General features: G+C 40.9%; 28 protein-coding genes and 1 pseudogene. 7 read left to right on the top strand and 22 right to left on the bottom strand.

All coding sequences use genetic code 11. The annotated features are described in order from the left end of the window. The first annotated feature begins 88 nt into the window (after window positions 1–88). The 3 genes from BscR1v2_RS06025 to BscR1v2_RS06015 are packed head-to-tail and all read left to right on the top strand — an operon-like array spanning window position 89 to window position 2031. Window positions 89–634: a hypothetical protein gene (locus tag BscR1v2_RS06025; protein WP_078690083.1), complete on the top strand. Its 546-nt coding sequence runs from the start codon at window positions 89–91 to the stop codon at window positions 632–634. A gap of 58 nt (window positions 635–692) precedes the next feature. Next, window positions 693–1847 carry a hypothetical protein gene (locus BscR1v2_RS06020; protein ID WP_153301995.1) on the top strand — a complete coding sequence of 385 codons (1155 nt, stop codon included), beginning with the start codon at window positions 693–695 and terminating at the stop codon, window positions 1845–1847. Further along, window positions 1828–2031, top strand: a complete 204-nt coding sequence (locus BscR1v2_RS06015; RefSeq protein WP_078690081.1) for a hypothetical protein — start codon at window positions 1828–1830, stop codon at window positions 2029–2031. The genes BscR1v2_RS06020 and BscR1v2_RS06015 overlap by 20 nt, the downstream gene beginning before the upstream one ends. 263 nt (window positions 2032–2294) lie before the next feature. Here the strand turns inward: BscR1v2_RS06015 and BscR1v2_RS06010 are convergent, their stop codons facing one another. The 11 genes from BscR1v2_RS06010 to BscR1v2_RS05955 all read right to left on the bottom strand — a co-directional run bounded on the left by BscR1v2_RS06010 (window position 2295) and on the right by BscR1v2_RS05955 (window position 10839). Beyond that, window positions 2295–2651 carry a hypothetical protein gene (locus BscR1v2_RS06010; RefSeq protein WP_078690080.1) on the bottom strand — a complete coding sequence of 119 codons (357 nt, stop codon included), beginning with the start codon at window positions 2649–2651 and terminating at the stop codon, window positions 2295–2297. A gap of 529 nt (window positions 2652–3180) precedes the next feature. Beyond that, a complete protein-coding gene (locus tag BscR1v2_RS06000) occupies window positions 3181–3396 on the bottom strand; it encodes a hypothetical protein (protein WP_153301993.1) in 216 nt (71 codons plus the stop codon). Then, entirely contained in the window at window positions 3397–4584 is a 1188-nt protein-coding gene (locus BscR1v2_RS05995) for an N-acetylmuramidase domain-containing protein (protein ID WP_078690078.1), read from the bottom strand. Continuing rightward, entirely contained in the window at window positions 4581–5885 is a 1305-nt protein-coding gene (locus tag BscR1v2_RS05990) for a contractile injection system protein, VgrG/Pvc8 family (RefSeq protein ID WP_078690077.1), read from the bottom strand. The genes BscR1v2_RS05995 and BscR1v2_RS05990 overlap by 4 nt, the downstream gene beginning before the upstream one ends. Next, on the bottom strand, window positions 5885–6106 hold the full coding sequence (locus BscR1v2_RS05985; protein ID WP_010704197.1) for a tail protein X: 222 nt from the start codon (window positions 6104–6106) through the stop codon (window positions 5885–5887). Before BscR1v2_RS05985 ends, BscR1v2_RS05990 begins: the two co-directional genes overlap by 1 nt. Further along, window positions 6103–6492 (bottom strand): phage tail protein, encoded by a 390-nt coding sequence (locus BscR1v2_RS05980; RefSeq protein ID WP_010704196.1) that lies wholly within the window; start codon window positions 6490–6492, stop codon window positions 6103–6105. Before BscR1v2_RS05980 ends, BscR1v2_RS05985 begins: the two co-directional genes overlap by 4 nt. 5 nt (window positions 6493–6497) lie before the next feature. After that, window positions 6498–8546: a phage tail tape measure protein gene (locus tag BscR1v2_RS05975; protein WP_078690076.1), complete on the bottom strand. Its 2049-nt coding sequence runs from the start codon at window positions 8544–8546 to the stop codon at window positions 6498–6500. Continuing rightward, window positions 8543–8656 carry a GpE family phage tail protein gene (locus BscR1v2_RS08570; RefSeq protein WP_078690075.1) on the bottom strand — a complete coding sequence of 38 codons (114 nt, stop codon included), beginning with the start codon at window positions 8654–8656 and terminating at the stop codon, window positions 8543–8545. The genes BscR1v2_RS05975 and BscR1v2_RS08570 overlap by 4 nt, the downstream gene beginning before the upstream one ends. A 23-nt stretch (window positions 8657–8679) precedes the next feature. Next, the gene (locus BscR1v2_RS05965; protein WP_078690074.1) at window positions 8680–8940 is read right to left on the bottom strand and encodes a phage tail assembly protein; all 261 of its coding nucleotides are present in this window, start codon (window positions 8938–8940) and stop codon (window positions 8680–8682) included. A gap of 1 nt (window position 8941) precedes the next feature. After that, the gene (locus BscR1v2_RS05960) at window positions 8942–9448 is read right to left on the bottom strand and encodes a phage major tail tube protein (protein WP_078690073.1); all 507 of its coding nucleotides are present in this window, start codon (window positions 9446–9448) and stop codon (window positions 8942–8944) included. Then, window positions 9448–10839 (bottom strand): phage tail sheath C-terminal domain-containing protein, encoded by a 1392-nt coding sequence (locus BscR1v2_RS05955; RefSeq protein WP_078690072.1) that lies wholly within the window; start codon window positions 10837–10839, stop codon window positions 9448–9450. Before BscR1v2_RS05955 ends, BscR1v2_RS05960 begins: the two co-directional genes overlap by 1 nt. Before the next feature lie 136 nt (window positions 10840–10975). Between BscR1v2_RS05955 and BscR1v2_RS05950 the strand changes: the two genes are divergently transcribed. Beyond that, window positions 10976–11284 carry a type II toxin-antitoxin system HigB family toxin gene (locus tag BscR1v2_RS05950; protein ID WP_182480103.1) on the top strand — a complete coding sequence of 103 codons (309 nt, stop codon included), beginning with the start codon at window positions 10976–10978 and terminating at the stop codon, window positions 11282–11284. Between the two features lie 2 nt (window positions 11285–11286). Then, on the top strand, window positions 11287–11643 hold the full coding sequence (locus BscR1v2_RS05945) for a helix-turn-helix domain-containing protein (RefSeq protein ID WP_078690071.1): 357 nt from the start codon (window positions 11287–11289) through the stop codon (window positions 11641–11643). Window positions 11644–11664: 21 nt separating this feature from the next. On the opposite strand, the gene BscR1v2_RS05940 is transcribed toward BscR1v2_RS05945, so the two are convergent. The 9 genes and pseudogenes from BscR1v2_RS05940 to BscR1v2_RS05900 all read right to left on the bottom strand — a co-directional run bounded on the left by BscR1v2_RS05940 (window position 11665) and on the right by BscR1v2_RS05900 (window position 21531). Beyond that, a complete protein-coding gene (locus tag BscR1v2_RS05940; RefSeq protein ID WP_078690070.1) occupies window positions 11665–11859 on the bottom strand; it encodes a hypothetical protein in 195 nt (64 codons plus the stop codon). A 34-nt stretch (window positions 11860–11893) separates the two neighbouring features. Then, a complete protein-coding gene (locus tag BscR1v2_RS05935) occupies window positions 11894–13243 on the bottom strand; it encodes a Bgr_08870 family protein (protein ID WP_078690069.1) in 1350 nt (449 codons plus the stop codon). A gap of 54 nt (window positions 13244–13297) precedes the next feature. Beyond that, a complete protein-coding gene (locus tag BscR1v2_RS05930) occupies window positions 13298–14680 on the bottom strand; it encodes a Bgr_08870 family protein (RefSeq protein WP_078690068.1) in 1383 nt (460 codons plus the stop codon). A 14-nt stretch (window positions 14681–14694) separates the two neighbouring features. Then, window positions 14695–17853 (bottom strand): DUF4815 domain-containing protein, encoded by a 3159-nt coding sequence (locus BscR1v2_RS05925; RefSeq protein ID WP_078690067.1) that lies wholly within the window; start codon window positions 17851–17853, stop codon window positions 14695–14697. 1 nt (window position 17854) lies between these two features. Next, window positions 17855–19069 carry a phage tail protein gene (locus BscR1v2_RS08325; protein ID WP_236828993.1) on the bottom strand — a complete coding sequence of 405 codons (1215 nt, stop codon included), beginning with the start codon at window positions 19067–19069 and terminating at the stop codon, window positions 17855–17857. 2 nt (window positions 19070–19071) lie between these two features. Beyond that, on the bottom strand, window positions 19072–19896 hold the full coding sequence (locus BscR1v2_RS05915; RefSeq protein WP_078689701.1) for a baseplate J/gp47 family protein: 825 nt from the start codon (window positions 19894–19896) through the stop codon (window positions 19072–19074). Further along, the gene (locus tag BscR1v2_RS05910) at window positions 19893–20234 is read right to left on the bottom strand and encodes a GPW/gp25 family protein (RefSeq protein ID WP_078689702.1); all 342 of its coding nucleotides are present in this window, start codon (window positions 20232–20234) and stop codon (window positions 19893–19895) included. Before BscR1v2_RS05910 ends, BscR1v2_RS05915 begins: the two co-directional genes overlap by 4 nt. Continuing rightward, entirely contained in the window at window positions 20231–21016 is a 786-nt protein-coding gene (locus BscR1v2_RS05905) for a phage baseplate assembly protein V (protein ID WP_078690066.1), read from the bottom strand. The genes BscR1v2_RS05910 and BscR1v2_RS05905 overlap by 4 nt, the downstream gene beginning before the upstream one ends. Continuing rightward, a pseudogene (locus BscR1v2_RS05900) lies at window positions 21000–21531 on the bottom strand (hypothetical protein). Before BscR1v2_RS05900 ends, BscR1v2_RS05905 begins: the two are co-directional and overlap by 17 nt. A 332-nt stretch (window positions 21532–21863) precedes the next feature. Here BscR1v2_RS05900 and BscR1v2_RS05895 point away from each other — a divergent pair. Both BscR1v2_RS05895 and BscR1v2_RS05890 read left to right on the top strand, forming a co-directional pair. Next, on the top strand, window positions 21864–22130 hold the full coding sequence (locus BscR1v2_RS05895; RefSeq protein ID WP_078690065.1) for a BrnT family toxin: 267 nt from the start codon (window positions 21864–21866) through the stop codon (window positions 22128–22130). Continuing rightward, window positions 22108–22413, top strand: a complete 306-nt coding sequence (locus BscR1v2_RS05890; protein WP_010704182.1) for a BrnA antitoxin family protein — start codon at window positions 22108–22110, stop codon at window positions 22411–22413. Before BscR1v2_RS05895 ends, BscR1v2_RS05890 begins: the two co-directional genes overlap by 23 nt. Window positions 22414–22491: 78 nt before the next feature. Here BscR1v2_RS05890 and BscR1v2_RS05885 read toward each other — a convergent pair whose 3' ends face one another. Together BscR1v2_RS05885 and BscR1v2_RS05880 are read right to left on the bottom strand one after the other, a co-directional pair. Then, the gene (locus tag BscR1v2_RS05885; RefSeq protein ID WP_010703931.1) at window positions 22492–22836 is read right to left on the bottom strand and encodes a head-tail joining protein; all 345 of its coding nucleotides are present in this window, start codon (window positions 22834–22836) and stop codon (window positions 22492–22494) included. Between the two features lies 1 nt (window position 22837). Beyond that, the gene (locus BscR1v2_RS05880) at window positions 22838–23914 is read right to left on the bottom strand and encodes a major capsid protein (RefSeq protein WP_078689704.1); all 1077 of its coding nucleotides are present in this window, start codon (window positions 23912–23914) and stop codon (window positions 22838–22840) included.

The raw sequence follows: 23914 nt of genomic DNA, 5'->3' as shown, positions 1-23914 counted from the left end.
ATCAAGCCATTCATGTGTGTTTTCATTTTTGTTTTTTCTTTTTTTTTAAGAAGATTTTGTCTCTTTTAATCAGGGTGATTTAAAGAGGATGTATGGGTTTATGGTTATGCGTTGTGTGTTAAAACATCATGTTTGTTTGTGTGTTCTCTCGACAGCTGTTCTGGCGGGTCTTGCTCTTATTACGGCTCAAACAAAAGTGTATGCCAAATCACTGAATTGTAATGGGTTTACTAATACTTATGGTACTGGGGAGGCTGGTGATAGGAGTGGTGATAATCCAAATGGGAAAATCGAGTGTGATGGGAGGTATGGGGGTACGGGTGATGGGGGGACGCTGAGGGGTCCGAGAACTATAGATATGAAGGATGAGCCTAGTAATCCTGCTGTGAAGGTGCATGGGTCGAAGGCAGATATTACGATAGTAGATAAGCTGACGATCACGGATAAGAGTAGTAAGATGCCGGCGATTCAGGTGGAAAAGCAAGGGAAGCTGGTATTGGCGGGAGAGGTTGATATTCAAAATGTGTATAAGGGGATAGTGGCTGATGGTAAGGGATCTTCTGTTACGGTGACTAAAGGGGTGATTGGGGTTAGGGGAGATTATGTGATTGGGGTGAAGAATGGGGGACTGTGACGTTGATTGATGGGGTGAAGGTTAATGGAGGGGGGATAGGGGTGAAGGATGGGGGACTGTGACGTTGGGGGGAGAGGTGAAGGTTCAGGGAAGTATGGGGATAGTGTTTATGGGAGATAAGGGGACGGCTAATGCTACTGTGATGGGGGTAGGGGCGAAGATTAATTTAGCAAGTGGGAGTACGGGGGCGGTGATGATGGGGGATGGGGCGTTGATGTTGAATACGGTGACGATTGAGGGGGTTGGAGTGGGGGCGAGGGTGACAAAGGGGACGTTGGAGGTGACAAAGGGGTCGATTCAGGGAACTACGGTGGGGGCTGAGGTGTCGGGAAGTGGGGTGTTAGAGGTGAATGGGAGGGCGACGATTGTGGGAACTACGATGGGGCTTAGAGTGACGGGGTCGGGGAAGGCTACTATGATGGGGGGGTCGATTCAGGGAGGGGGAAGTGGAGGGAGTTATGGGGTGATTGTGGATACTTCGGGGACGGTTGAGTTGAGTGGAGGGGTGGAGGTTTCAAGGTTTGAAACGGGGGTGTATGTGAAGGGGGGGACGTTTAAGATGACTGAGGGGGAGATTACGGGAGATGGAAAGGGTACGGGGGTGTATATGGAGGGGGGTGTGACGTTGAGTGGAGGGGTGGATATTTCAAGGTTCGCAACGGGGGTGAGGGTGGAGAAGGGGGTGTTGATAATGAATCAGGGGTCGGTAAAAGGGTTTACGGGAACGGGGGTGATGGTGGGGAGTGAGGTGAAGAGTGCGAGTTTGATGGGTGTGGAGATTACGGGAGATGGAAAGGGTACGGGGGTGATGATGATGGGGGGTGATGTGAAGTTGGATAATGTGAGGATAAAAGGAGTGGCAATGGGGGTGATGATGGAGAAGGGAGGTAAGAGTTTGACGATTAGTGGGAGTTCGACGATTGAGTTTGTGGGGGATGGAGTTGGGGTTGGGGTGTGGGGAGAGGTGAAGAGTGCTGAGTTGACGCAGACGGTGATTACGGGAAAGGGAAGTGGGACGGGGGTCTATGCAGAGAGGGGGACGTTGATAATAGAAAAGGGAACAACCATTGACTTTAAAGAGAGTGGATGGGGCGTTTATGTGAAGGGAGGGATAAAGAATGTTAGCTTGACGGGGACAACGATTACGGGAGAGGAAAGTGGATACGGGGTCTATGCGGTGGGGGGGGACAGATATGACGATGACGTTAGATGATGTGAAGATTTTGCAGGTCACAAAAGGGGTGAGTATGGAGAAGGGTGAGAGGCTGATGATTAGGGAGAACTCGACGATTAATTTTATGGGTGAGTATGGGGTGTATGTGGGGAATGGGGTGACGAGTGCTGAGTTGAATGATGTGACGATTACGGGAAAGAATAAGGGTATGGGGGTATATTGATTAATATTATGCAAGAATTTTGTGATGGACAATTCTTGTTATATTTTTTACTCGAGCGTTTTTACAATCATGTGTTTAGAAAGAAATGAAATTATACATAATTTGATTATGTAACAGAAATATAAATATCGCTACACATTACTAGAAGCTCTATTTGCATTTTTCATCACATTGATAACAAAATATTACATTAGCGACTAAATCAGAATATTCACAAACTTACTTTGGTGTTATGAATAGTAATCTGACTATGTGACTCTACTTTAATTATTAGTTACTCTTTCTACTACTCTTGTTGCTTCATAGAATCCTTCTTGTTCTATTACTGCACCTTGCTGAATTGATTGCTTTTTTTGCTCTTTATGTTTTTCTAACGAGAAAACGTGATTAATTTCTGTAACAAGTTTTGTCGTTTTCTGACTAATAAGCTCATTAATATGTGCTATCATATCAGAGATATTTGCAGAAAGGGGATAATGAGGCATAGGTTCGATAATAGGAATAGGTTTTGCCATTTTCTGTGTTGGCTCCACCCCATTGTTAGAGGCTTCCATTGTCCCTATCGTTGTTGAAGCCAACGTTATAGAATGCATAGCAGACGCAATAGTTTCTGGCTTCATTGTTGTATTCCCTCATTATTTACCAAACCATACCTAGATATATAGATATAATGTTTGTGAAATTATTATTGTCACTTTTTATAAAAGTGTCCTTTAGATTAATAGATTTGTTTTATAAAATCAAGCGTTTAAGAATCCCCCTTTGAATTCAACAAAGAATTTAGTTTTTAGAGATAGAGAATTATAGTTTTAATAAGCGTGAGAGAAAGACGCATAAATTAAAGTCGTTAAATCAAAATGGCTGGGGAACCTGAATTCGAATCGTTAATTTATAGTATATAACCTATTGATTTTATTGATATTTTTTTAAGGTTAGGGATAAAATAATCAGGTTAGGGAATAGGATTTTTCAACTTGTCTTAACAAACTGCATTAAAATCACCCTGATTTTTTATTAACAGGCTTCCACTCACATAACTGTTTACCGTGCTCATTATGCTTTAAAATGTCTCGTGCTAGGTTTGGACTGATCGTATTGAGATCTTGTCTGTCTAAATAAATAGGCATCCACCCCACACAAGAAGCATGTTTATTTGTCGCGCAGCCAGTTAGAGAGATCAGCGCGCACATTATCATCACTTTTTTTGTTAATCTCATCTTCTATTTTTAACCTTGTTTTGGCTGCCTTTAAAGCTTCCTCTGTCTGTTTGTGCTGTTCAACTTTCTTTCCAATCTGACAAACATTCATCAAAATCTCGAAAAGAGCAGCGGATGTATCAAGTATAATCGCAAGGTATTTTTGCACTTAGATAGCTCTGCCTTTCTTGTAATCTTTTAGATAAGTTCTTTTGACACGATCTGAGACGAGAACAATAATCAATCCTACAAAAATAGCAGCCATCCACCAATGATCCGAGATTGCTTTACCAATATGAACAAGTGGCTCTACAAGAGCACTCATTTTTCCTATAGAGAGTTTAAGATTATCAAATAGCCCCATTTGTTCTGCTCCCATGAGAGCTGAAGTGGCAGCAAGACCATAACCCGCCGTTTGGGTTTTATCTGCATCTTTAATAATGTTTGTACCCTTTTTTCTCAAATCCGCTATACTTACACCAGAGCGACGGGGACTAATCATTGGAGTGGCCACGTCAAGCGCTTCTTGAGTTTTGGTACCAACAACACCATCAACTTCTAAATTATGATCAGCTTGAAAAGAAAAGATTGCACTGCGTGTATCTGGTCCATAATCACTATCAATGGCAACAGGATAACCAAGATCATTGAGACGTTTTTGCAGCGCTTCAACACGGTAGCCTTTACACCCTAGTCGTAAACCATTGGCACGAACTGAATTACTAACCTCTGCTGATTTTTTTGTGATGGCACAATAAGCATTACGCATGCGTCGGCCATATTCTTTAACCATACCACTGCCATTGTAAACGCGTGCAATGGCATCAAAATCTTTGTCTCGTAAACTTGAAGCAAGGCCACGTCTTTTGAAAAAAATAAACATCGCTCTTATTTGTTCGTCTTCACACGAACACATGCTGGTGACAAAATCTTGGACACTATTCCAACCAAGGATACCATAGTTATTTCCCATAATTTGACCAGCACCATAAGAAGCAGATTTTAAGGCAGCTTCTTCATCAATGGTCATAGCTGCAATGAGCAACTTCAAAGCTTGAGTGTTGGTTTTTTGTTCTTTATATCCCCCGTCTTTAGGGCTGATCCACTCCTGTCTCGCAAGATCTTCTGTAATAGCTTGTTTACGCTTATGAGGGGGTAAATTCTTATAAAACTGATGTTTTTCAAAAAGTACTTTTACACGCCCTTCATCATCAAAACCTTTACCATTTGACTCAACAGAAATAATGGCAGAAACTACAGTTTCTTCACACCCGATCTCTTGTGCTAAAGATTTAATCAAACCTTGGGTACGCGCTTTACAGTCACCATTGAGTAATTGTTCTACAATCTCTGTCATGTATCTTCCCCTTCCATATGAATAACACCTTCACCTTCATCATAAGCATGAGGTGGGGCGTTATCATCTATTGTGTCATCTTTATCGGGTGTAGTGTTTGTGACGTTTTGCGCCGTATTCTCTTGCGCTTCATCAAATAGCTCACACTCTATGCTTGTTGTATAACCGCCTTGTGTATCCAACCGATGTTTGACACTTTTAATGCGCCATTGCTCTGGAATGTAAGGACGGAAAGGTGGTGCTTGAATAAGCTTCATTTCAGATTGAATGAACGGATCTCCGCCCATATCACACGAAAAGGTCGCTTTACCACGTAATGATTGATTACGATAAGCAGCAATAGCAGCAACAGCTTCTGATTGATTGTGGTAAGTATATTTTAATTCATGAAAAGGTGCCTGACCGGTTTTGACCTCTTTCTTTTCACCACTGCGTAAATCATGATAGGTTGCTATCACACCTCCTTTTTTTTCTTCCTCTTGCTTTTCAACTTTGTCTTGTTTTTGAAGTGGTTTTAATGAACGCAAAGGTGATTCATCCATATGAATGGATGTTTCTTCATCATACTCTTCAATATCTTCTGGGTTTTGTGCTGCTGATGCTGCTTTTTGATCATCCCCTTCACCTGGTGTTAAGCCCTGTGCTTCACCTGCTTCATCGCGTGCATTATATTTAAAATCCCAAGAGCTACACATCCTTTCATGAATAGCGACCACAGGCAACATCTCTCCAGTGGTAGCCTTGCCTTCACCACGTTTGGCCAGAACAAGTCTGCTATCCATAGGTTTTGTTACAGCGTCATATTCTGCAGCAAGACGTGCTGCAAAAGCCATATCGCTTTCACCCGTTTGATCAATGTGACGTACGACAATCTTTGCAAGAGAAGGATCAATCTCGGGAATATAGCCATTGCGCGTTGCTATTTCTTGAATGATCTTGCCTAGTGTTGTCTGATGATAAGACTGGCTTTTTGGAGTTCGGTAAGATGTATTCATAGAAGCCGCTCGTCCCGTCACACTTAAACTTTGTGGTGGACTGCTGACAGATATTTCATCAATCAGGTAGGATCCCATGTCACGCGCTTTACCGTCTTCATAGCCAAGTGTTATAGAAAGAACTGTCCCAATTAAAGGGATCTCTAAAAAACCATTATCACTGATACGAGCACGGTCATCGAGTTCTATGGTGATCCGATCACTTTTGTCTTCTGCTTCATCAGTTATTTCAATGGATAGAACATAATCCATTAAAGCTTTTGTGACATCCTCACCATTAGACATCACCCTACAGAAAGGTTTCATTATTTGCTGCCCCAGAGCCTAATGACAGGTGTTGCTTGAGGGTAGGGAAGGGCAGGTAAAACAATTGTGACCCCCGCTTTTAAAATGGGTCCAAGATCTGCCAGTCTGTGGTTGGCTGTATAAACACGCTCAACAGCCAGTGCTTGCTGACCCTTTGGATAGTGTTTCCAGCAAATGGCATCAACCATATCTCCATTTTTGGTAACGTAAATATCACTCACCAAATGCCTCCATCTCCACCATATTCTCTAAGTTGTAATGTGAATTCTTGCTTGCGTGGATCACCGTTTAGACGAAAAAAGCTCTGTTTTTCATCTACGGAAAGAATAACAAATTTGCCGAAAATTTTGCCTTTTCCACTGACCAGCAAATGTGGCCCCATATGAGCCATACTCCGTAGTCTGTTTAACTGGCCATAACTTCTCTTAAAACCCGGACAAATCACGCCTGATAAAGAATATTCTGCATTGGCAATGGCCGGCAACTGAAACGCTGCTTTACTACCCAGACGTCCTTGTTCTACCCATGGAACATCATAAGTCATCTCAAGTTCTTGATAAGCAGCTGTTTGAACAGAAAAAATAAAATCCCCCAATGCTAACATCATGACGCTTAATCCGAAAAACTTGAGTTAATCGCTAAACGTTGCTGTCTAGCCTGATCTGCAAGAGCTTTTTTGATAGCAGCACTGATCTCTTGTGGAGAGCCGTTGCCCCCATTGATGATTAAATCGCCAGTTTTAATAGATGCATCAAAATTAGTGGGCTTATTATTATGTTCCTTATATGGCATAATCGGTTCAGGCGCTTGAAATACCACTACGGAAGGTTGTTTGCCTCCATCGTTAACATATTCTCCATTTCTGTAATCACGTTGTTCAGGAGGGATGTTTGGAACAACAGTTGAATGAATAATCTTTTGTGCGTATGTTGTTGTCTCTTGTGTGAGATTCTTTAAACTCTCGGTCGTGCTTTTGCTTACTGTAACGTTGAAGCCTAACTTGTCTTTGACAAAATCAGGCATCCAACTCATTAATTTTTGCACCGCACCATGAAGCCATTGTGCCATAGCATTCCATTTGCTTTTAATGCCATCCCACAAGCCCATAATCAGATTGGAACCGGCTTCAGATAAATTGAGATTAGAAAACCAATCAAAAAATTGATTAATTGTTTCCCCAAGAGAGTCCCATAACCGCCCACAGGAGGCCATGACCTCATCCCAATTTTCATAAAGCCAAACAGCTGTTGCAACAAGCTTCTTAATACCATTAACGATATAACCGATAAGCGTATACTTCATGATGAAGTCACCCAGCTTAACAAAGGCATCGCAAATCTTATTGAGTGCTATAGTAAGCACTTTCTTGACTTTATCCCAATAGACATAAAGTGCGACCCCTGCTGCAATAAGCCCTATAATAGCTGCCGCAATCCACCCAACAGGTGTAGTCATAATGGCTGTACCAAATGTAAAAAAGGCTGTAGTAAGTGTGTAAATCGCTGTTATAAGTGGCCCCATAATAAGGGTAACAATAGTTGTACCAAATGTAACAAACGCTGCACCAACCACAGCAAGTGCTGAAACCAGTGGCCCCACAATGAAGGCCACAAGGGCTGCAAGACCTATTTTAAAAAGAGTTATTTCACCAGTGAGTGGCTCTAACCATTTAAACCAGCCTTTAATACTTTCTGTAACATTTGTGATATTTTGCCTTAATTCAGAAGTAGGATCACATAAATCCCGTATAGCTTTCTTTAAGGTTTTCGCCCAATTTGCGACAGTTGTTTGAATGAGATCACGATTTTCATCAATCAGCTTTGAAAAGGCATCAATCATATCATTGATTACCGGCATGAACCGTGCCCCAATAAAAGTGGCAACACCACCCAGTTTTTTCTTAAAAGCCCCGAGCTTATCACTTAAATCTGCGGCATAGTGGGCAACATCAGCCCCCATAAGCCAACCGCTCTTTTTTGCCTTTTCAAATAACTCTTTAATGGGCTCCATACCTTGCGAGAGCATGGCGGCCATTTCTTTACCATCGCCGCCAAAAAGCAAGGCGGCGATATGTTGTCTTTGTGCTTGATTGTCTATCTTACTCATCTTATCGGTAATTTCTTCCAATAGATCTGAGTTTGATTTAAGCTCTCCAGAGGCATCTTTTACAGAAATGCCAAGCGCTTGAAACCCCATAATCCCTCTTCTTTGTCCAGCTAAAGCTTGTGCTGAACGCCTGTTTAAAACAGCCAGAGATTGTTGGAATTTCTCGGCAGAATAACCTGAATTATCTGCTGCATCACCCCATAACTGAAGATCTTTAACGCTCATACCTAAATGGCGTGAAGCGTGGTGAAGACTATCCCCCATATGCATGGTTTTCATAGTCACTGCAGTCAAGCTTGCAGCAAGACCGCCACCAGCAAGGCCTAATGCTCCTGATAACATAGAAACACGGTTGGTTACTGTACCAAGAGCATTGTTGACCCCTTTTAAGCTTGCTGTCATTTTGCGTGTTGCCGCTATAAGGCGAGGAATTTTAAACTTATTTGATAGTTTATTTGATAAGTGCGTCAAACGCTTTTGAATACGTTTAATGGGTGCGGTTATCTTGTCTTCAAGGGTCAATCGCACCTTAGCGTCTGCAACTGTTTTACTCATTTTTTCTTATACCTTTCCGCGGCTTCATTGCGCCAAAACCAGAGCTCTTGAGGTTCCATTTCCATCATCTCTGATGGGGGCCAATGAAACACGACAGCAATGTCGGCCATGAGTTTAGCGGCTGTTTCCCAGGTTAGATACCCAGCCGCTTCATAAAACCCTCCAATATTTTTCCGATCTTTATCATATCAATCATAGCAAGTTCACTAATAGCCTCTTCAGGCCACTCAGAAAGACGTGAAATCAGAATTACCGTTTGCTCAACACCTTCTGTTTTTTCAATAGCTTGAGCGTCTTTTACCTTTGGAGGGCGTAAGGTGATTTCAGTGCGCTCTTTTCCTTCAACTTTAATGGGCGAAAGCAATTTATAAGTAATATTTTGTTTTATAGTCATTTTACATTCCTAAAAGTTCTCTATGTTTTGCTAATTGATCAACGCCATTGAATCTTCTCACCATGTTGTAGATATCAATCTCAACGATTTCCTTGTCATTTTGAACATATTTGAAATAATGCAATGTATAATTGATTGTTGTGGTAGACTTAGCACCAGGCTGCCATTGGCCAGGTTCATAGCTCTTGCAAAATCCACGCATGGAGATTACAATTCCTTCTTCTGCTGCACCTTGTGCTTGAATTGCACCACGCAGAGAAATATCAATATTGGGTTTACCCAAAAGACCTAGAAGTTCGTCAGAACAATCTGCAACAGTCATAGAAAGTGTGAGCTCTTCCATTCCCATTTCGATTCCAACGGGAGCATCCATGCCACCTGCACGGAAACTTTCAACAACGAAATTTAAGCTTGGTAAAGTAACACTGTCACATTTTTCTCTATAGGGAATCCCATCAACATAAATGTTAAAATGCTTCAAAGCTCTTGGTATTCTTGGTGCAATCATTAAAGGATCTCCTCTATGTAATCATTAACAATACGCGAACGGAACGTAATACGTTCTGCTGGCGTGGTTGGTTGGAATTCGACATTGAAATAGACTTTTCCGCTTTCAATGGCGCTTGGTGTATTAAGTTCTGGGTCGGGATAACAACGCCCTTCAATAATGGCGCCTTGTGTTTTCAAGTCACGCAAATAAGCATTAACGCTTTCACTCACATCGCTCATGTAAGTCTTTGTGATGTTTCGATCGACTGCCCACATATGCCCATGCAAAATGGCATCATTGATCATATCTGCAGTTCTCACCACGGATATAAAAGCAAACTTTGGATCTGATGAAAGTGTGCGATTTCCCCATAAGCGATAGCCATTCTCACGAATGATTGTTGTGATATTCTTTTCATTAAGCAAATTAGCACGACTAGAACTGTCACCAATGGCAAAATCAATGGGCCGTGCTGTGCCACTAATGCTATTGATCACTTTGTTTGAAGGAGAATGCCAAAAACCGTGAGTGAAATCTGTTTTAGCAATAATACCGGCAACTACTGAACTTGCTGGTTCTTGTAAAATTCTTCCTTTACGCAAAACGCTTACAAATGGATCAGCTATGATAGCACGCTTGGAACCGAAATCTCTTCGCGCTTCAATAACTTCTTCATCCGTTGTGTTTGGTCCATCAATCACCACAATAGCGCGTAAACGCTCAGCAATACCAATCAGCTCTGCTGCTACGGGATTAGACATTTTTTTGATTGTAGCTTCAGCTGTGGCACCTTCTCCATCACCTTCAATGGTGACACGGGGTGCTTTTTCATAACCACTTCCACTCTTACTAACAGTAATGAAGTCTACTTTATTGTTCCAAACACTAGCTGTTGCCTTGGCATTGCCTTCTATTGTAACAGTAGCCTTAGTGTAACCACTGCCTCCGTCTGTGACTTTTATCCGATCCACGCCAGTAGGGCGTTTGTGAGTAAAACCAGGAGCAATCAGAATGCGTGGCGTTTGCCCAACGATGGATTGTGCTCCTATTAAAGCATGGACACCTTCGTAAGCGCCATTGGCATTGACGCCACCTAAAACATTCGCCAGTGTTTCGTTTTCATCTTTGCTTTCTTCTACTCGCACTACAACAACAATGGCACCTGCTTGTTTGAAAATCAGATCAACAGCATTGGGTAGTGTACCTTTACCTGAGTTATATTTATCGAGTTTGGCTGCTTTGAAACGAGATCCCGATATTAAAACCGGTGTGTTAAGAGGAAAAACGTCCTCATCTGCACTGGGTGCTGTACCTACAATGCCTATAACTGCCGATTGAATTGGCGTAATAGGACGTGTGCCGTCGTCATTCTCAATGACTTCAACACCATGTAAAAAACTTGATGCCATTCTTTGTGCTCCTTAAAATGATTGGCTGATAAAAAATAAAGGCCAAATAAATCTATTTGGCCTTGGAGAAATTTCTAAAAGATCTTGACTTAGTCCCAAAATGGTACTAATCTAAATAAAAAGTCAGGATATCCTTATGAAGATTATTAAAATTTCCACACTTCAAACTTTTTGGATACAACATCCTGATGCTGAGCAACCTTTAAAAGCGTGGGTAGATGAAGCAAAAAATGCACAGTGGCGTTCTCCTCATGATATTAAAGAGAAATATAAAAGTGCGAGCATACTAAAAAATAATCGCGTTGCTTTTAATATTAAAGGCAATGACTATCGCTTAATTGTATCAATTTTTTATCCAGCAGGTTGGCTTTATATAAAGTTCATAGGAACGCATAAACAATACGATGCTATTGATGCTAATACTGTAGAATTAAAGGAGTTTTAGCAATGAATATCAAACCCATTCGCACTGAAGAAGATTATCAAAAAGCATTAGAAATTGTATCTACAATGTTTGATAATCAACCTGAAATGAATACCTCAGAATTTGATAAAATGGAGATCCTTGTTTTGTTAATTGAGGCTTATGAAACGGAACATTTTTCTGTTTCTCCTCCTCATCCAATTGAAGCAATTAAATTTAGAATGGAGCAAATGAACTTGAGTGCTAAAGATTTAGTTCCTGCAATTGGCCATTTAAATCGTGTTTATGAAATATTAAACGGCAAAAGAAAATTAACTCTGCGTATGATTAAAAATTTGCACCAACAATTTAATATTCCTCTTGAAAGCCTTATAGCTTAGATGATTATCCTTTCATACAATTTATTTCACAAACTCTACAGACGACTCTAAAACGCCTCCCTCATCAACAGGAGGATAAAATTGTCCGTCTTTATAAGTCCAACCAATTTGGGCTTCATTTGAGACAATGGCTTCACCTTCAAATGGGTAAACATAATCCTCTGGTGCAACAATAATGTTGGTTACCACACCATTTTCAACAACTGCGTATTGCATAAAAACTCCTTTGTAAAAATCTTTAAAGCATTAATTAATTCTTCCATAGTCTTATGAGGACAGCACCATTAGCTCCCTTGCCGCCGATACCGTTAATCCCACGAGCACCACTACCGCCACCGCCATAACCTGCCCCTCCAACTCCTGAGACAAGGTTACCTAAACCACTTCCCCGCTCTCCAGTAGCTCCTTTTATGGCATTGCCTGCATTACCACCAAAACCACTTCTTGTTTTATATTCTCCATGCCCTCCACTATAACCATTACAAGCTTTGACGAGACCGGGGCGTTCATCAGTTACCAAGCCAAAGTTATCTCCTCTACTTCCGTATCCGCCGCTTCCTATGCTCTGTGTAGTACCAGGATTGCCACCCCCCCCACCTGCAACGGCAATAAAATTATTGCCTATAATTGTGTGTCCTCCAGAACTGCCACCATAGCCTGGTTTAAGACCTTCCCCCCCACTACCAATAACGATATCGTGATGTCCATTCAAACTTGATTTATAACCATACCACGCTACGCAACCACTACCACCTCCACCACCGGCAGGATAATCATTATTCTTTGCAGTACCGCCACCTCCACCACCGCCCCATGCTTGGATCTCAACTTTGGTTTTATCAGTTACCCAATATGGCCACTGGATTCTCATACTTTGAGTGATAAGTAACTCAGCATCAGCAAGATTAGAGTAATCTGTACTTTCATCAGGTAAAGACTGTTTCAGTTTTTCGATTTCTTTTGACATAGCTTCATCCAATTGCGATTTGGTATAAACGGGTTTGCCATCAACCTTAAGAGGCCCTTTAAGCAAGCTTTCAGTTGCATTTAACTGTGTCACTACTTTATCATTTTGTTTCAAAGTTAAAGAAGAGGTTTCAGTTAATTCAACACCTTCTTCAATACTAACTTTTCCTTTAAAAACATTCGTATCTTCCCATTCATTTTTACCCGACAAACGCCCATAACCTGTTAATCCTTCGTTGATGCTTTCTAAATGCTCCTCAAGACCTACAATATCTTCAATCGTATGCTGATGTTCGCCTAAGAGTGAGAGAGCAGAGCCAAATGCAAAGTGATCTTCACCCGATTTATATAAAACATGATTTTCAGCTGCATTCTTAGCACCTTTAACATCAGTTAAATCAATCAGAGCAAAGGTTTTATCTGCTGCCATCTTGCCACTTAGTGCATCTTCAAGCTCGCTTACTTCACTTATCACATGAGTGTGCTGTAAAGGTGCTTTACCATCTGCTTTTTCATCAAGATCAGAAACCGCATGATCAATTATTATCAAATCTTCGCATGTAATAGGAAATTCAGTGCTAATAAAACGGCCTTCTAAAGGTAACTCCATTGTTAACTTCTTTGTTTTTGCCATTGTATTACTCCCTGTCAAACTTAAATACTAAAAGCTTTATAATTTTAGATTTATCTATTCTTTTTCATATGGTTTTTTCCATATTCGTATAAGAACAGCACCGTTAGCTCCAGGACCGCTGGGATTAAGTTGAAAATGAGAACCAGCACCGCCACCACCAAATCCACAACCTGGTTTGCCTGAAATAAAATGACCCCTGCCAGTCCCTCCACAGCCCCCCCTTGATGTATCCCCTCCAGCATCACCACCAAAGCCACTTTTAAATCTAGCGGATCCTTGCGTTCCCGGACTGCCATTGCCTCCTTTGGCAATACCCGGGCGACCGTCCGTTAATTCGGTAATGGTTTTTCCAGCTCCACCATCAACACTTTGTCCTGACCCCACGTCAGTGGCTCCCCAGCCGCCTCTACCGCCTCCGGCTACGATAAGATCCTGTCCGACAGTTGTTTTCCCTCCAGGATTGCCTGTTTCATTTTTATTTTGTACAGAAGATCCCCCTTTACCAATGACAAAATTTTCATGTCCATTTAAATGTTTTTTAGGGCCATACCATACTGAGCAGCCACCGCCACCGCCGCCGCCACCGAAATATGTTATATTAGCACCGCCACCAGAACCGCCACCGCCCCACGCTTGGATCTCAACCATGGCTTCATCGGTTATCCAATCTGGCCACACAATCCTCCCACTTTGCGTGTAGACTAATTCTGCATCAGCAAGCTCTGGCCAATCAATGAACTTATCAATTAAACTTGTGTTTTTATTAGGTAAAGACTCTTTCAGCTTTTCGATTGCTTCCGATATGGCTTTATCGGCTTGCGGTTTGGTATAAACGAGTTTACCATCAACTTTAAGGGGACCTTTAAGCAAGCTTTCAGTTGCATTTAAATTCGTCACTATTTTATCATTTTGTTTCAAAGTTAAAGAAGAGGTTTCAGTTAATTCAATACCCTTTTCAATATTGACTTTTCCTTTGAAAGCATTCGTATCTTCCCACTCATTTTTACCTGACAAGCGCCCATAATTTTTCAAATCTACATTGATGCTTTCTAAATGCTCCTCAAGACCTACAATATCTTCAATCGTATGCTGGTGTTCTCCTACGAGTGATTGAGCAGTACCAAATGCAAAGTGATCCTCACCTGATTTATATAAAACATGATTTTCAGCTGCATCGTTGGCACCTTCGATATCAGTTAAATCAACTAAAGCAAAGGTCTTATCTGCTGCCATCTTACCACTTAGTGCATCTTCAAGCTCGCTTACTTCACTTATCACATGAGTGTGCTGTAAAGGTGCTTTACCATCTGCTTTTTCATCAAGATCAGAAACGGCTTGGTCAATGATTGTCAGGTTTTCACGTAAAATAGGAAACTCAGCACTGATAAAGCGACCTTCTAATGGTAATTCCATTCCTAATTTCTTTGTTTTCGCCATTATATTAACCCTTGTTACATAATTCCTGCACCAAAATCACTCACCATGGAACGTGCAGCAGGACCGCCAGTCAATGTCAGTTTCAAACGCGCTTGCTCAGCTGTTTTGTCTTCACTTACAAATTTACGTTCCGTCCAAAGTGGTTGTTGGAGTTGTTCTATTTCTTCTAATTTCAAAGAAGTAAAATCACCATCATCCAGCTGGATCTCCATTTTGAAAGTTGAGCCACCCGGTAAAAAAGTTTTAATATAGCTGGTTAGTCTCGACTTTTCGCCAAAGGAAAAAGCACGTGTGACGTAAGTTGCTTCCTTTTTAATCTTACCCGAGATCAATTCAACGGGAGCAAATAACACTGGCGATAGTTTCTCGGTCCCTTTTAAAATGGCTCGTAACTGGACTTTTTCACTGATGTATTCCGTTAAACTAAGTAATTGGAACGGTAAGAGTTGATAAATTGTACCGTTGTTGCGTTCAATTTCAAAGATGACAGAACATTCACTGGAGGGCAGTTCAATTGCTGCACGCACCTGTAAATCAGAACATTCCTTAAGATCAAATTCACCTAAATCGACAGTTTTTTCTGTTTGTGTATAACGAGCAGCAAGTACACGAAATGCTAAGGCCTCATCTTGGTGAGCTGTCCATGTTTGTGCATTAACAGAGGAAAAACGAGGTCCTGTGATATAAGGATGACTGGAGACGTATCTTTGGTTTTCTTCATCAAAATCTCCAAGTTTTGCAAGAGAAACAGAATGATCGCCATCATCTGTTTTAATGACAAAAGCTGTTAAGCGATCGTTTTGTACTGTCAATGGGACACTATAGCGTGCTGCAGCCCATCCCGTTTCAGCCTCTTTCATCGAATAGAAAGCTTGTGCTTGAATGTCAGCTGTAGGATAGCCATTGTCCGTTGTGACTAAGTCAATCATCAAATCATTGGAACGATTGCCAATCTTACAAATATGAAAGTCAATTCCTGTTATTTGCCGCGTTTCATCAGGTGTAAAGACCTGCGCTTGTGGATCAGATTTTTTCCATACACGCACTGTTGTTACACGCCGCATAACCTTCACATCAATCGTACCTTGACCCGTAAAAAGGCCCGTAGCCGTCGTTTTTCCTTTACCAACAGCAATGACGTTCTTTGTTCCTGCTGTGATATTTTTAGGAATTTTAAATTTCCCTTCAATAATGCCTTGAGCATTGGCAGCAAGTGTTTCCTTTGGTAAAACACTAACGCCATCAAATGTTAGACTTTCTAAAACCTCTCCTTTACCAAAGCCTTCAATCTTAAAGTTGAGATCAATTTGCCTTAAGAAATCAATTTGCTCTTGATGTGTACTGACCAGTTCATCCTTTACTTCTGTTTCACGCCCACCGCCAGGACGACTGCCCATAGACAGTTCATTTGTTACACCTGAAAGCCAATCTGTGCGTTGAACACGCCAGAAGTCAGTTGCAGGGGTGAGGGCAAGTGTGCCTGGTAATGGATCAAAGTTTTGATAAGGATTGATTTTCTCGCAAGCAGTCATCAACTCTTGCGCAATGATCACTTCATTCTCCCAATCAAGGGTAACAGGCTCATTTAAGGTAGCGTAGTAAAATGTAGGCTCAATCGCAAGGCGTAATAAGCCATGACCTATGGCCCCCGTTTGTTCTATTCCTTCGTCGCGAAGGCTATCATCAAGAAAAGGATCAGCAATCATCCCTTTTTTGGAGACAGGTTCTTTTGAATCAACATTGCTCTTAATCTTTTCAAGCTGTAACAACCGATCAAGATCAAGAACACGGTTAAAATAGCGCCACATTTCAGCATAAGGGGCAACACGCGTGCCATTATTATCGACACGTGGATAATCAAGCCAATTGTTTGTGATCGTTGCAAGTGATAATATATCATCAGGAACACTGGGTGCTATGGGATTGTCTGCTGAAATTCCCTGAATATAAACTACATTCCCTTGAGCATTTAAGCCTATGCGGTCAATACGAGGGAGTTTATAGGTGTAACTGACAATAATATCTCCACCTTCAGCACCATCTAAGACAGTAATTTCTCGTGCTGTAATCTTATCAGCATTCACCTTTGCACGATAATGATAGGTGACTTCATAAGTGCTACCTGGTTTAGGTTCATCACCGGATAAAGACCAGTCAATCGTATCACCAGTCTTTTTAAAGTCTACGCCTTCTTTAAATTCCTTTTTATCCTGAGTCACCTTAACAAAACTGACAATACTTTTATCGGGAACACCATCACGCCCTGAGGCTACTGCACCACGTGTGACATTAGTGGTCTTTTCTTTTGTGAGTAAAATAGAGTGAACAGTTGCGATGGGAAAATAATAAGTTTCAAACGTAAAGCTTGCCTTCTCCGATTTAGTTGCCTTGGCTTTCTTGGATGTAAAGAGATGTGTTTCACTTGGCACTATGCCTTCACAATAGTCTTCTGGCTCTTCATGCCTTAAAGCAGCAAGGCGTTTATGTTTAAAGCCATTAATATTGGCTTCACCTTCTTCTATACTAAATATTTGTTTGCCGTCATTTTGTCCTAAGGCTGTCACCCGACAACCATTGACAATGTAATGTCCATGAGCGCGGTCATAAGTTGCAATAGCTTGCAAAGCAGGTTCTAACAATGAAGGGGGCTTTTGATCAATCAAAGTGCCATCTTGCAAGACATAGACAGGGAAGAAAACACCTTCTTGCTTGTCATTTTGTAAAGCCCATACAAGTTTTGCTGTTTCCCTTGCTGCTCCTGGTTCACCTTCTGCCAATGTGCCTGGAATTTGACCTAATAACTGTGGATCATCTTCATGGGTTATCCATTGTTTTTGGAGTTTCACACCGATCTCTACACGTCCAAACATGGGGACATTGTTTAAAACGGTTTCTGATACAGGGAAGATATCACCTGCAATAAAGATCTTTCCCTCTGTCAAAGTAACTTTTTTGTTTTCTTGATCAACAAAAGCATCGGCACGCTCAATACGGTCACCTTCTTTAGCGACAAGTCTTCCTAAACGATCATGACGGCCACGAATAATGGTTTGAACTTCATTGAGTTCTGCGCTTTGAATAAAGGAACGCTCTCCATAGAATACAACACTTTGTTGCTCGTCTTTGCCTACAGATCGGTCAATTGCAAACGGTAAACCGCTTTCATGCTCCATATTAAAACCTCAATAAAATTTTGAATTGTTCACGAACATCTTTACGTAAAGATAGAGAGACAGGGGTTTTAAGAATCTCCACGCCATCAATAAGCCCATCTGGCCCCAACCACAGTCTTCCAAAGGGAATAAGCTTTGTAGGGGTCGCATGAACAAAAATAGAGACAGATGCTGCTTGTTTATTATCAACATCATGAAATTGCGTTCGCGCAGCAAGCAAAACTTTTGTACCCTTTATAAATGGTGTAAAGTGATGACCTGAATGACTGTAAACTCCATCTGAAACTCTTGTCACTTGCTGGACAATGTTACATCTTCGATAACCAATCAGCTTATCATCGTTATCTCTTAAAGCCAGATAAAGGGTGCGACCTTTAAACCAATCCGCCATCAAGATATCGCGCCCATTTTTTTGATCTGATACCCAAGGAACATTTGCTTCATTCCATGGATAATCTAAACTTTTCCAGCTGAACTCATCATCCTCATCATCAACAAAATTCAATAGGTTATGTTCGCTTTTTTGTGCTGAACCCCAAGGGAAATTGGCTCTATCCCATGAGTAATCCAAACCTTCCCAAACGAGCTCTTCTTGATCATCAATCCAATTGCCAATGAGCTTTCCGTCTTCTTCAGTTAAAGTAAGGCTTATTTCTGTAGAACGCCCAAAGGAAAATACTGTGCCACCTTCTGTCGCGCACGCACCACTTTGAGAGTCAAATATGCTGTCATCTAAGCGAGATATATTCCCCTCTACAATGGGGGCGTCATAACCATGAACACCACGCCAAAAATCAGAACGTAAACATTCAGAAAGCTTGACGATCCCTTCAATGGCTTTAAGTTTGTCTGTATCAGGCAATTGATCAAAATAAAGCTGAAATGAATTCCACCATTTTCGCTCTGGCCATGCTCCTACGAAATGTGCACTAAGGTCTAACCATTCAAGCCCTTTATCAATAGCCGCTAAAGATCCACGTACCCGCTGCCACCCAGGTCCCGTTTCAAGCAAAACATAGAAGTCTGGAACATAAGATGTCAGTTCTCCAAGCCCATATTCTTCAACTAACCATGGCAAGAAGCTTGGGTCTATGATATCAAGCTTTGCACGAGAGATAAAATTGATTGAATCTTCAATACTTTTATGAAAGTCACAAGCATCGGCAAGGCGCTTTTCAAATTTTGTTGTGTTTGTTGGAAGTAAGCACCCAAGCATTACTATAGACGACCTTTGAAGTTGAGTGTTACTTTACCAATGGCTAAAACCTCTTCACTGGAGACGGCAGTATCATGCGTAGGGGTAACAGCAATGACTTTCTGCACACCAGGGATCATCAGTTTTGAAATCCACCATGATGAACTCAATTCACGACCAAGGGCTTGCTCTTTCTTCCAAGCTGCCCGTAAATTTGCCTCCATTTGTGTTAAGATCTCTAAAGAAATTTCAGGTAAAAGCCAAACATCTGCTTCTAAATCTAAAACTGTTGTTACTGCAGCGTGAACTTCAATTGTATCATTCGTCATAATCACGCTTTTATCCGTCAGCACTTCTTTGACTCTTTGTAATAAATCCTCACTGGCTGTTCCTTGTTCATTCTTGCCAAAAATAGCCACGTGAATAGTAGGATTTCTCCCTTTTCGATAAATGATCGCATCCTTCACACGGTTATCTGCTGATAAGGCGAAATATCTGTAATAAGGCTCTGTTCCACCCCCTTTACCAGCCCGTACACGAAGCTTAATGCGTTCACGATAACTGTCATCACTTTCACCCTCCAAGCGTTCAACACCATGCCATTGCCCTAAAGCATCAAGAGCTTCCCCCTTGGCAAAGTCAAGAACGGTATTACGTGCAGCCTCATTAATACGCTGCCTTAATAAAAACTCCCTATAACTTGCAACCTCAATGATTTTAACTGCTGGATCACTTTCCAAAGGTGTGTAATTAGGCAAAAGCTGTTTTAAACTCTCAAGAGAGGCAGCACGTATTTCTTCAATAGAAAGCTCTGGAATGATTTCTGGTTTTATGAAATCCTCATTCATCCTATCTGTAATCCTTCCATAGTTATTGGCTTTCCTGAAGGGACGTAAATTCCTTCAAAAGATATGGAAATTTTTCCCTCTTCAACAGAAGTTAAATTCACTTGTTTAAGCTTAAAACGAGGCTCCCATCTATCTAAAGCCTCTGCAACGGCTGCATAAATGGCCACCTTAAAGGTTTCATTGACCGGATCATCAATCAGATCAAGAACACGTGATCCGTAATCACGACGCATAACCCGTGTACCTATCCGCGTCATTAAAATATCCATGATGGACTGACGCAAGTGGTCAAGCCCGATCATGGATTTGCCTGTTTCACAATTCATTCCTATACTCAAATGGGGCCTCCCGTCATAGCACCACCAGATGTAACACCAGGGTGTTTATGTCCGCTTCCGACGTTAACGCTATTATGTTTTAACCCACTTGACTTAACAGACACCTCACCACCCGCTTTGAGAGAGGTGCCACTACTTGATTTAAGGGACATATGACTGCCTGACTCAAGGGATGCACTACCACTTGATTTGAGTGACATATCATTGCCTGACTCAAGAGAAACTCCATCACTTGATTTGATAGAAACATCTCCTTGTGCTTCTAGTGTCATGTTTCCATCTGCCTTTAAAGTCATATCGCTTTCTGAAATAATCTTTATGCCCTCTGGAGCGGTGATTTCTAATTCACCTCCTTCACCTTTTATTGAAACGCCATCGGAAATTGTTAAAATGAATTTGCCTTCTGACTTAATCGTCAATGAATAAGTGCTTGTCTCATCATCATATTCAACCGTTGTGCCATCAGGGTATATAGTTGTATGAATATTGCCCTTATCAGCTGCTTGATTGGCATCTGTATGAATAGAGCCAATAATCATCCCTTGTGATAAATCACCTGATGTGGAAAGGACAATGACTTGCTCGCCCACATCACGCCCTTCATAGGAACGCGTTTTTCCTGCACGGGCCTGTGTATCTGGAATCCAATCACTTACAATATTACCACTTTGAACACGATAGCGTGCGTTTTTATGATCAACGTGGCTAATCTTGCCTACCATAACCATATTGGCCACACGCCTTTTTAAATCTGTAATTTCGCTATCACGCCGCTCTAACATGGGGAATTTCCAGTGGTTTGATATTGATCCTTATTGTTAAGACCTGTATCGGGATCAAAGCCTACACAAGGCTCAAAAAAGGCAGCATCTTCTTCTTCAGAAGGGATATTGGTTACATAAGTGACTTCAAAGGTTAAAATAGAACCATGCAATGCTAAGGAGCCATTATCACCAAAAGCCATGGCAATGTTTTGTAAGCGACAGTTTTCAACTGTGTTGTTAAGACTAGGATTGCTATGGAAAATCGCTTCAATTTCCCAGGCTAATTGATCAACAAAACGTGCTCCATTGTCTCTCGTGTCATAGCATTCAACATCAACCGTTAAAATACGTCGTCTTGCCCCATAATCGTGCCCATCTTCTATTGTTTCGTTTTGGGTCGACACATTAACGAACGGATGCTCTTCATTAAAGAAATTAAAGTCTCGCATGTTGTAAACTTCATCGCCAGCAGATGTCTTGCCAGCTTTAATCAACTCAACAAACGTTTCTCTTAATGTATCTCGTGGATGCATCTTAAATCCTGTTATATTGTCAAATGAAAAATTCATTACTCCATGTAATAAATAGTTGGTTAAGTAAGGTGGTAGTTTTTTGTTTCTCCACCCCGGTAAAATTTACCGTAGTTATAAAGTTTTTTCTTTCATTAAAATACTGTTCAATACGATTTTTAATTCAGTTTCTAAATTCAGATTTCATTTCTGAAAAGGCATGTAAGTCATGGGCATTGACTGTAATTCGAATAGATGTATCTCTTCGAAGCTGTAATTCTTTTCTTTATAGCTCTATATGAATTAAAGTACACTTTTTTGTTGACGATATCATATTTTAAGTGTACATAAAATATATGAAGATAGTGTGGGATGAACCAAAAAGAGTTTCGAACATTGATAAACATAAGCTTGATTTTTCAGATGTTATTTATTTTGACTGGGAGCACGCCTTTATTGATGCAACACATTCAAACCGCATGAAAGCTATTGGACATTTTGCTGATAACACAGCAGTTATTATTTTTGCAAAACTGGGTATTGAAGCAATATCTATTATCAGTTTTCGTCAAGCAAATAAGAAAGAAAGAGAGGTTTTTAATGACTATCAAAAAAACCTTTAAAGAAGGATGTGGCTACACAAAAGAAGATTGGGATGCAGTGGATTCGCCACCACTTACAGACGAAGAGCTTGCACGCTTAAAACCAGCTAAAGAAATTTTACCTACCTCCTTCTTTAAATATGTAACAGAAGAGCGTCGTAAGCGTGGACGCCCACCAGTTAAATCTCCCAAACAAGCGATTACTCTACGTCTTGACCCCAAAGTTATTGCCTCTTTTAAGGAACAAGGTAAAAACTGGCGCACGCGTATGGGTGAAATCTTAACAAAAGCAAGTGGTTGCTAAAACCAAATGCAAAAAAGGAATTAAACCACAATGTTAATTATCTCTCCACCTGTGGAGATGAGAGAGTAATAAAAAAATTTACTTTACATCAGACACAGCGTCCTCACGAAGGATAAGCTTATACATATTTGATTCCGAAGCTTGTACATTTGCGACAGAAAAATTCTCTTGAGAAGCAAGAAGAACAATACGATCTCCTAGTTCAGGAAGCACGCCTCCAATATCATTGATGCAAACATCAAGTTCTTTTCTTGGGATTGTTGTTTTTACTCTTCCCCCAGCTTCTGGCTCTGCATGCTTAATGCTATAAATCGCTATGATATGAAAAGATTGCCCTGTTTTCTTTCGTGTATAGATAACGGGCTGCCCAAAAGTGTCGCGTACATCTTCAATCATTTGACTGAGCAGCCCATACCATTGCATTTTATTGTGCTTTCACTACTGCTTTGAAGAGCATTTCAGGACGCGCGCAAATGAAGAGTGGATAACTGTATACTTCAGCTCTCACCCACGCGTCATTATCGCGATCTATAACAAGTGTAGGATAAAGAGGTTTACCGACTGTATTAACAACCTTCCAACTTTCACCTGGAGCAAATGTTTTTTGGAATACACCAGGCACATTAACAGGAACAAATTGACATTCATCAGGCTTAATACCTATGCTTCGTTTTGTCTTGGATTTAGTATTCATATTATAATCATGAATGTTGCAGTAATTAACAAACGTCGCACCAGCAAAATCAAAACTTCCAAAGCTTCCTAATTCAATAGCTCCAGGCGTTGCGATACCTGCTGTACTATTTAATGTTTGTGCTAAAGATGTGTTGAGATAAGTTTCACGAATTGTTTTGTGATTTTTTAACTTGAAAAAGAATTCATCTCCACAAAACCCAATAATTCGTGAACGAGTGGAAAATGTATTGCCTGAAGCTTTAACCATCTTGATGCGAATTTGATTAACCATATAAGAAACATCGGTTGTGTCCTCATTTAGTTTAAAATCAATAGGCTCTGGTGGTGTGATCCCCCATTCCTTATACCAATCATAAAGCACTGATCCATCAGCATCGAGAACAATACCTTGGATAGCTCCAAGCTGCATATTTTCCCAAGTCAGTTCAATTTCCTCAATCAGCTTCTTTTGCCTTTTAGCGATAAATTTCATCGCTGTTTCAAGCTGATCTTCTGTACCAAATTCTCGCCGATCTTGAATTTCTTCCGCCTTTATTGTGTCGCTTTTAGCAATACGTGTTGTTGGAAAAAACCGAACGTTGCGACTATCTCTACCTGCTTCTATTAAAGGTGAGCCGCGTTCACTTGTTGGAATGAGTGATAATTTGTTGTCACGTCTCTCAATGCCAACTGTTGTCTTGTTTGTCTCAACTTCCTCAAAAAGGTTAAGTGAACCAATCAGATCAGGTTTAAACGCGTAATTCTCAATCGCTTTCATCATTGTTGCCATTGAGAATGCGTTGTGATTAAAAAAACTTATATCCAT

This window comes from Bartonella schoenbuchensis R1, assembly GCF_002022685.1.
GTDB classification, from domain to species: Bacteria; Pseudomonadota; Alphaproteobacteria; order Rhizobiales; family Rhizobiaceae; genus Bartonella; species Bartonella schoenbuchensis.
This window is presented reverse-complemented; position numbering and strand designations above follow the sequence as displayed.

What these genes read in the sequence shown, in the direction of transcription:
- BscR1v2_RS06025 (WP_078690083.1), top strand. Translation starts at nt 89, where the DNA reads ATGTATGGGTTTATGGTTATGCGTTGTGTGTTAAAACATCATGTTTGT.
- BscR1v2_RS06015 (WP_078690081.1), top strand. Translation starts at nt 1,828, where the DNA reads ATGACGATGACGTTAGATGATGTGAAGATTTTGCAGGTCACAAAAGGG.
- BscR1v2_RS06010 (WP_078690080.1), bottom strand. Translation starts at nt 2,651, where the DNA reads ATGAAGCCAGAAACTATTGCGTCTGCTATGCATTCTATAACGTTGGCT.
- BscR1v2_RS05995 (WP_078690078.1), bottom strand. Translation starts at nt 4,584, where the DNA reads ATGACAGAGATTGTAGAACAATTACTCAATGGTGACTGTAAAGCGCGT.
- BscR1v2_RS05990 (WP_078690077.1), bottom strand. Translation starts at nt 5,885, where the DNA reads ATGAAACCTTTCTGTAGGGTGATGTCTAATGGTGAGGATGTCACAAAA.
- BscR1v2_RS05980 (WP_010704196.1), bottom strand. Translation starts at nt 6,492, where the DNA reads ATGATGTTAGCATTGGGGGATTTTATTTTTTCTGTTCAAACAGCTGCT.
- BscR1v2_RS05975 (WP_078690076.1), bottom strand. Translation starts at nt 8,546, where the DNA reads ATGAGTAAAACAGTTGCAGACGCTAAGGTGCGATTGACCCTTGAAGAC.
- BscR1v2_RS08570 (WP_078690075.1), bottom strand. Translation starts at nt 8,656, where the DNA reads ATGGCCGACATTGCTGTCGTGTTTCATTGGCCCCCATCAGAGATGATG.
- BscR1v2_RS05965 (WP_078690074.1), bottom strand. Translation starts at nt 8,940, where the DNA reads ATGACTATAAAACAAAATATTACTTATAAATTGCTTTCGCCCATTAAA.
- BscR1v2_RS05960 (WP_078690073.1), bottom strand. Translation starts at nt 9,448, where the DNA reads ATGATTGCACCAAGAATACCAAGAGCTTTGAAGCATTTTAACATTTAT.
- BscR1v2_RS05955 (WP_078690072.1), bottom strand. Translation starts at nt 10,839, where the DNA reads ATGGCATCAAGTTTTTTACATGGTGTTGAAGTCATTGAGAATGACGAC.
- BscR1v2_RS05950 (WP_182480103.1), top strand. Translation starts at nt 10,976, where the DNA reads ATGAAGATTATTAAAATTTCCACACTTCAAACTTTTTGGATACAACAT.
- BscR1v2_RS05945 (WP_078690071.1), top strand. Translation starts at nt 11,287, where the DNA reads ATGAATATCAAACCCATTCGCACTGAAGAAGATTATCAAAAAGCATTA.
- BscR1v2_RS05940 (WP_078690070.1), bottom strand. Translation starts at nt 11,859, where the DNA reads ATGCAATACGCAGTTGTTGAAAATGGTGTGGTAACCAACATTATTGTT.
- BscR1v2_RS05935 (WP_078690069.1), bottom strand. Translation starts at nt 13,243, where the DNA reads ATGGCAAAAACAAAGAAGTTAACAATGGAGTTACCTTTAGAAGGCCGT.
- BscR1v2_RS05930 (WP_078690068.1), bottom strand. Translation starts at nt 14,680, where the DNA reads ATGGCGAAAACAAAGAAATTAGGAATGGAATTACCATTAGAAGGTCGC.
- BscR1v2_RS05925 (WP_078690067.1), bottom strand. Translation starts at nt 17,853, where the DNA reads ATGGAGCATGAAAGCGGTTTACCGTTTGCAATTGACCGATCTGTAGGC.
- BscR1v2_RS08325 (WP_236828993.1), bottom strand. Translation starts at nt 19,069, where the DNA reads ATGCTTGGGTGCTTACTTCCAACAAACACAACAAAATTTGAAAAGCGC.
- BscR1v2_RS05915 (WP_078689701.1), bottom strand. Translation starts at nt 19,896, where the DNA reads ATGAATGAGGATTTCATAAAACCAGAAATCATTCCAGAGCTTTCTATT.
- BscR1v2_RS05905 (WP_078690066.1), bottom strand. Translation starts at nt 21,016, where the DNA reads ATGTTAGAGCGGCGTGATAGCGAAATTACAGATTTAAAAAGGCGTGTG.
- BscR1v2_RS05895 (WP_078690065.1), top strand. Translation starts at nt 21,864, where the DNA reads ATGAAGATAGTGTGGGATGAACCAAAAAGAGTTTCGAACATTGATAAA.
- BscR1v2_RS05890 (WP_010704182.1), top strand. Translation starts at nt 22,108, where the DNA reads ATGACTATCAAAAAAACCTTTAAAGAAGGATGTGGCTACACAAAAGAA.
- BscR1v2_RS05885 (WP_010703931.1), bottom strand. Translation starts at nt 22,836, where the DNA reads ATGCAATGGTATGGGCTGCTCAGTCAAATGATTGAAGATGTACGCGAC.
- BscR1v2_RS05880 (WP_078689704.1), bottom strand. Translation starts at nt 23,914, where the DNA reads ATGGATATAAGTTTTTTTAATCACAACGCATTCTCAATGGCAACAATG.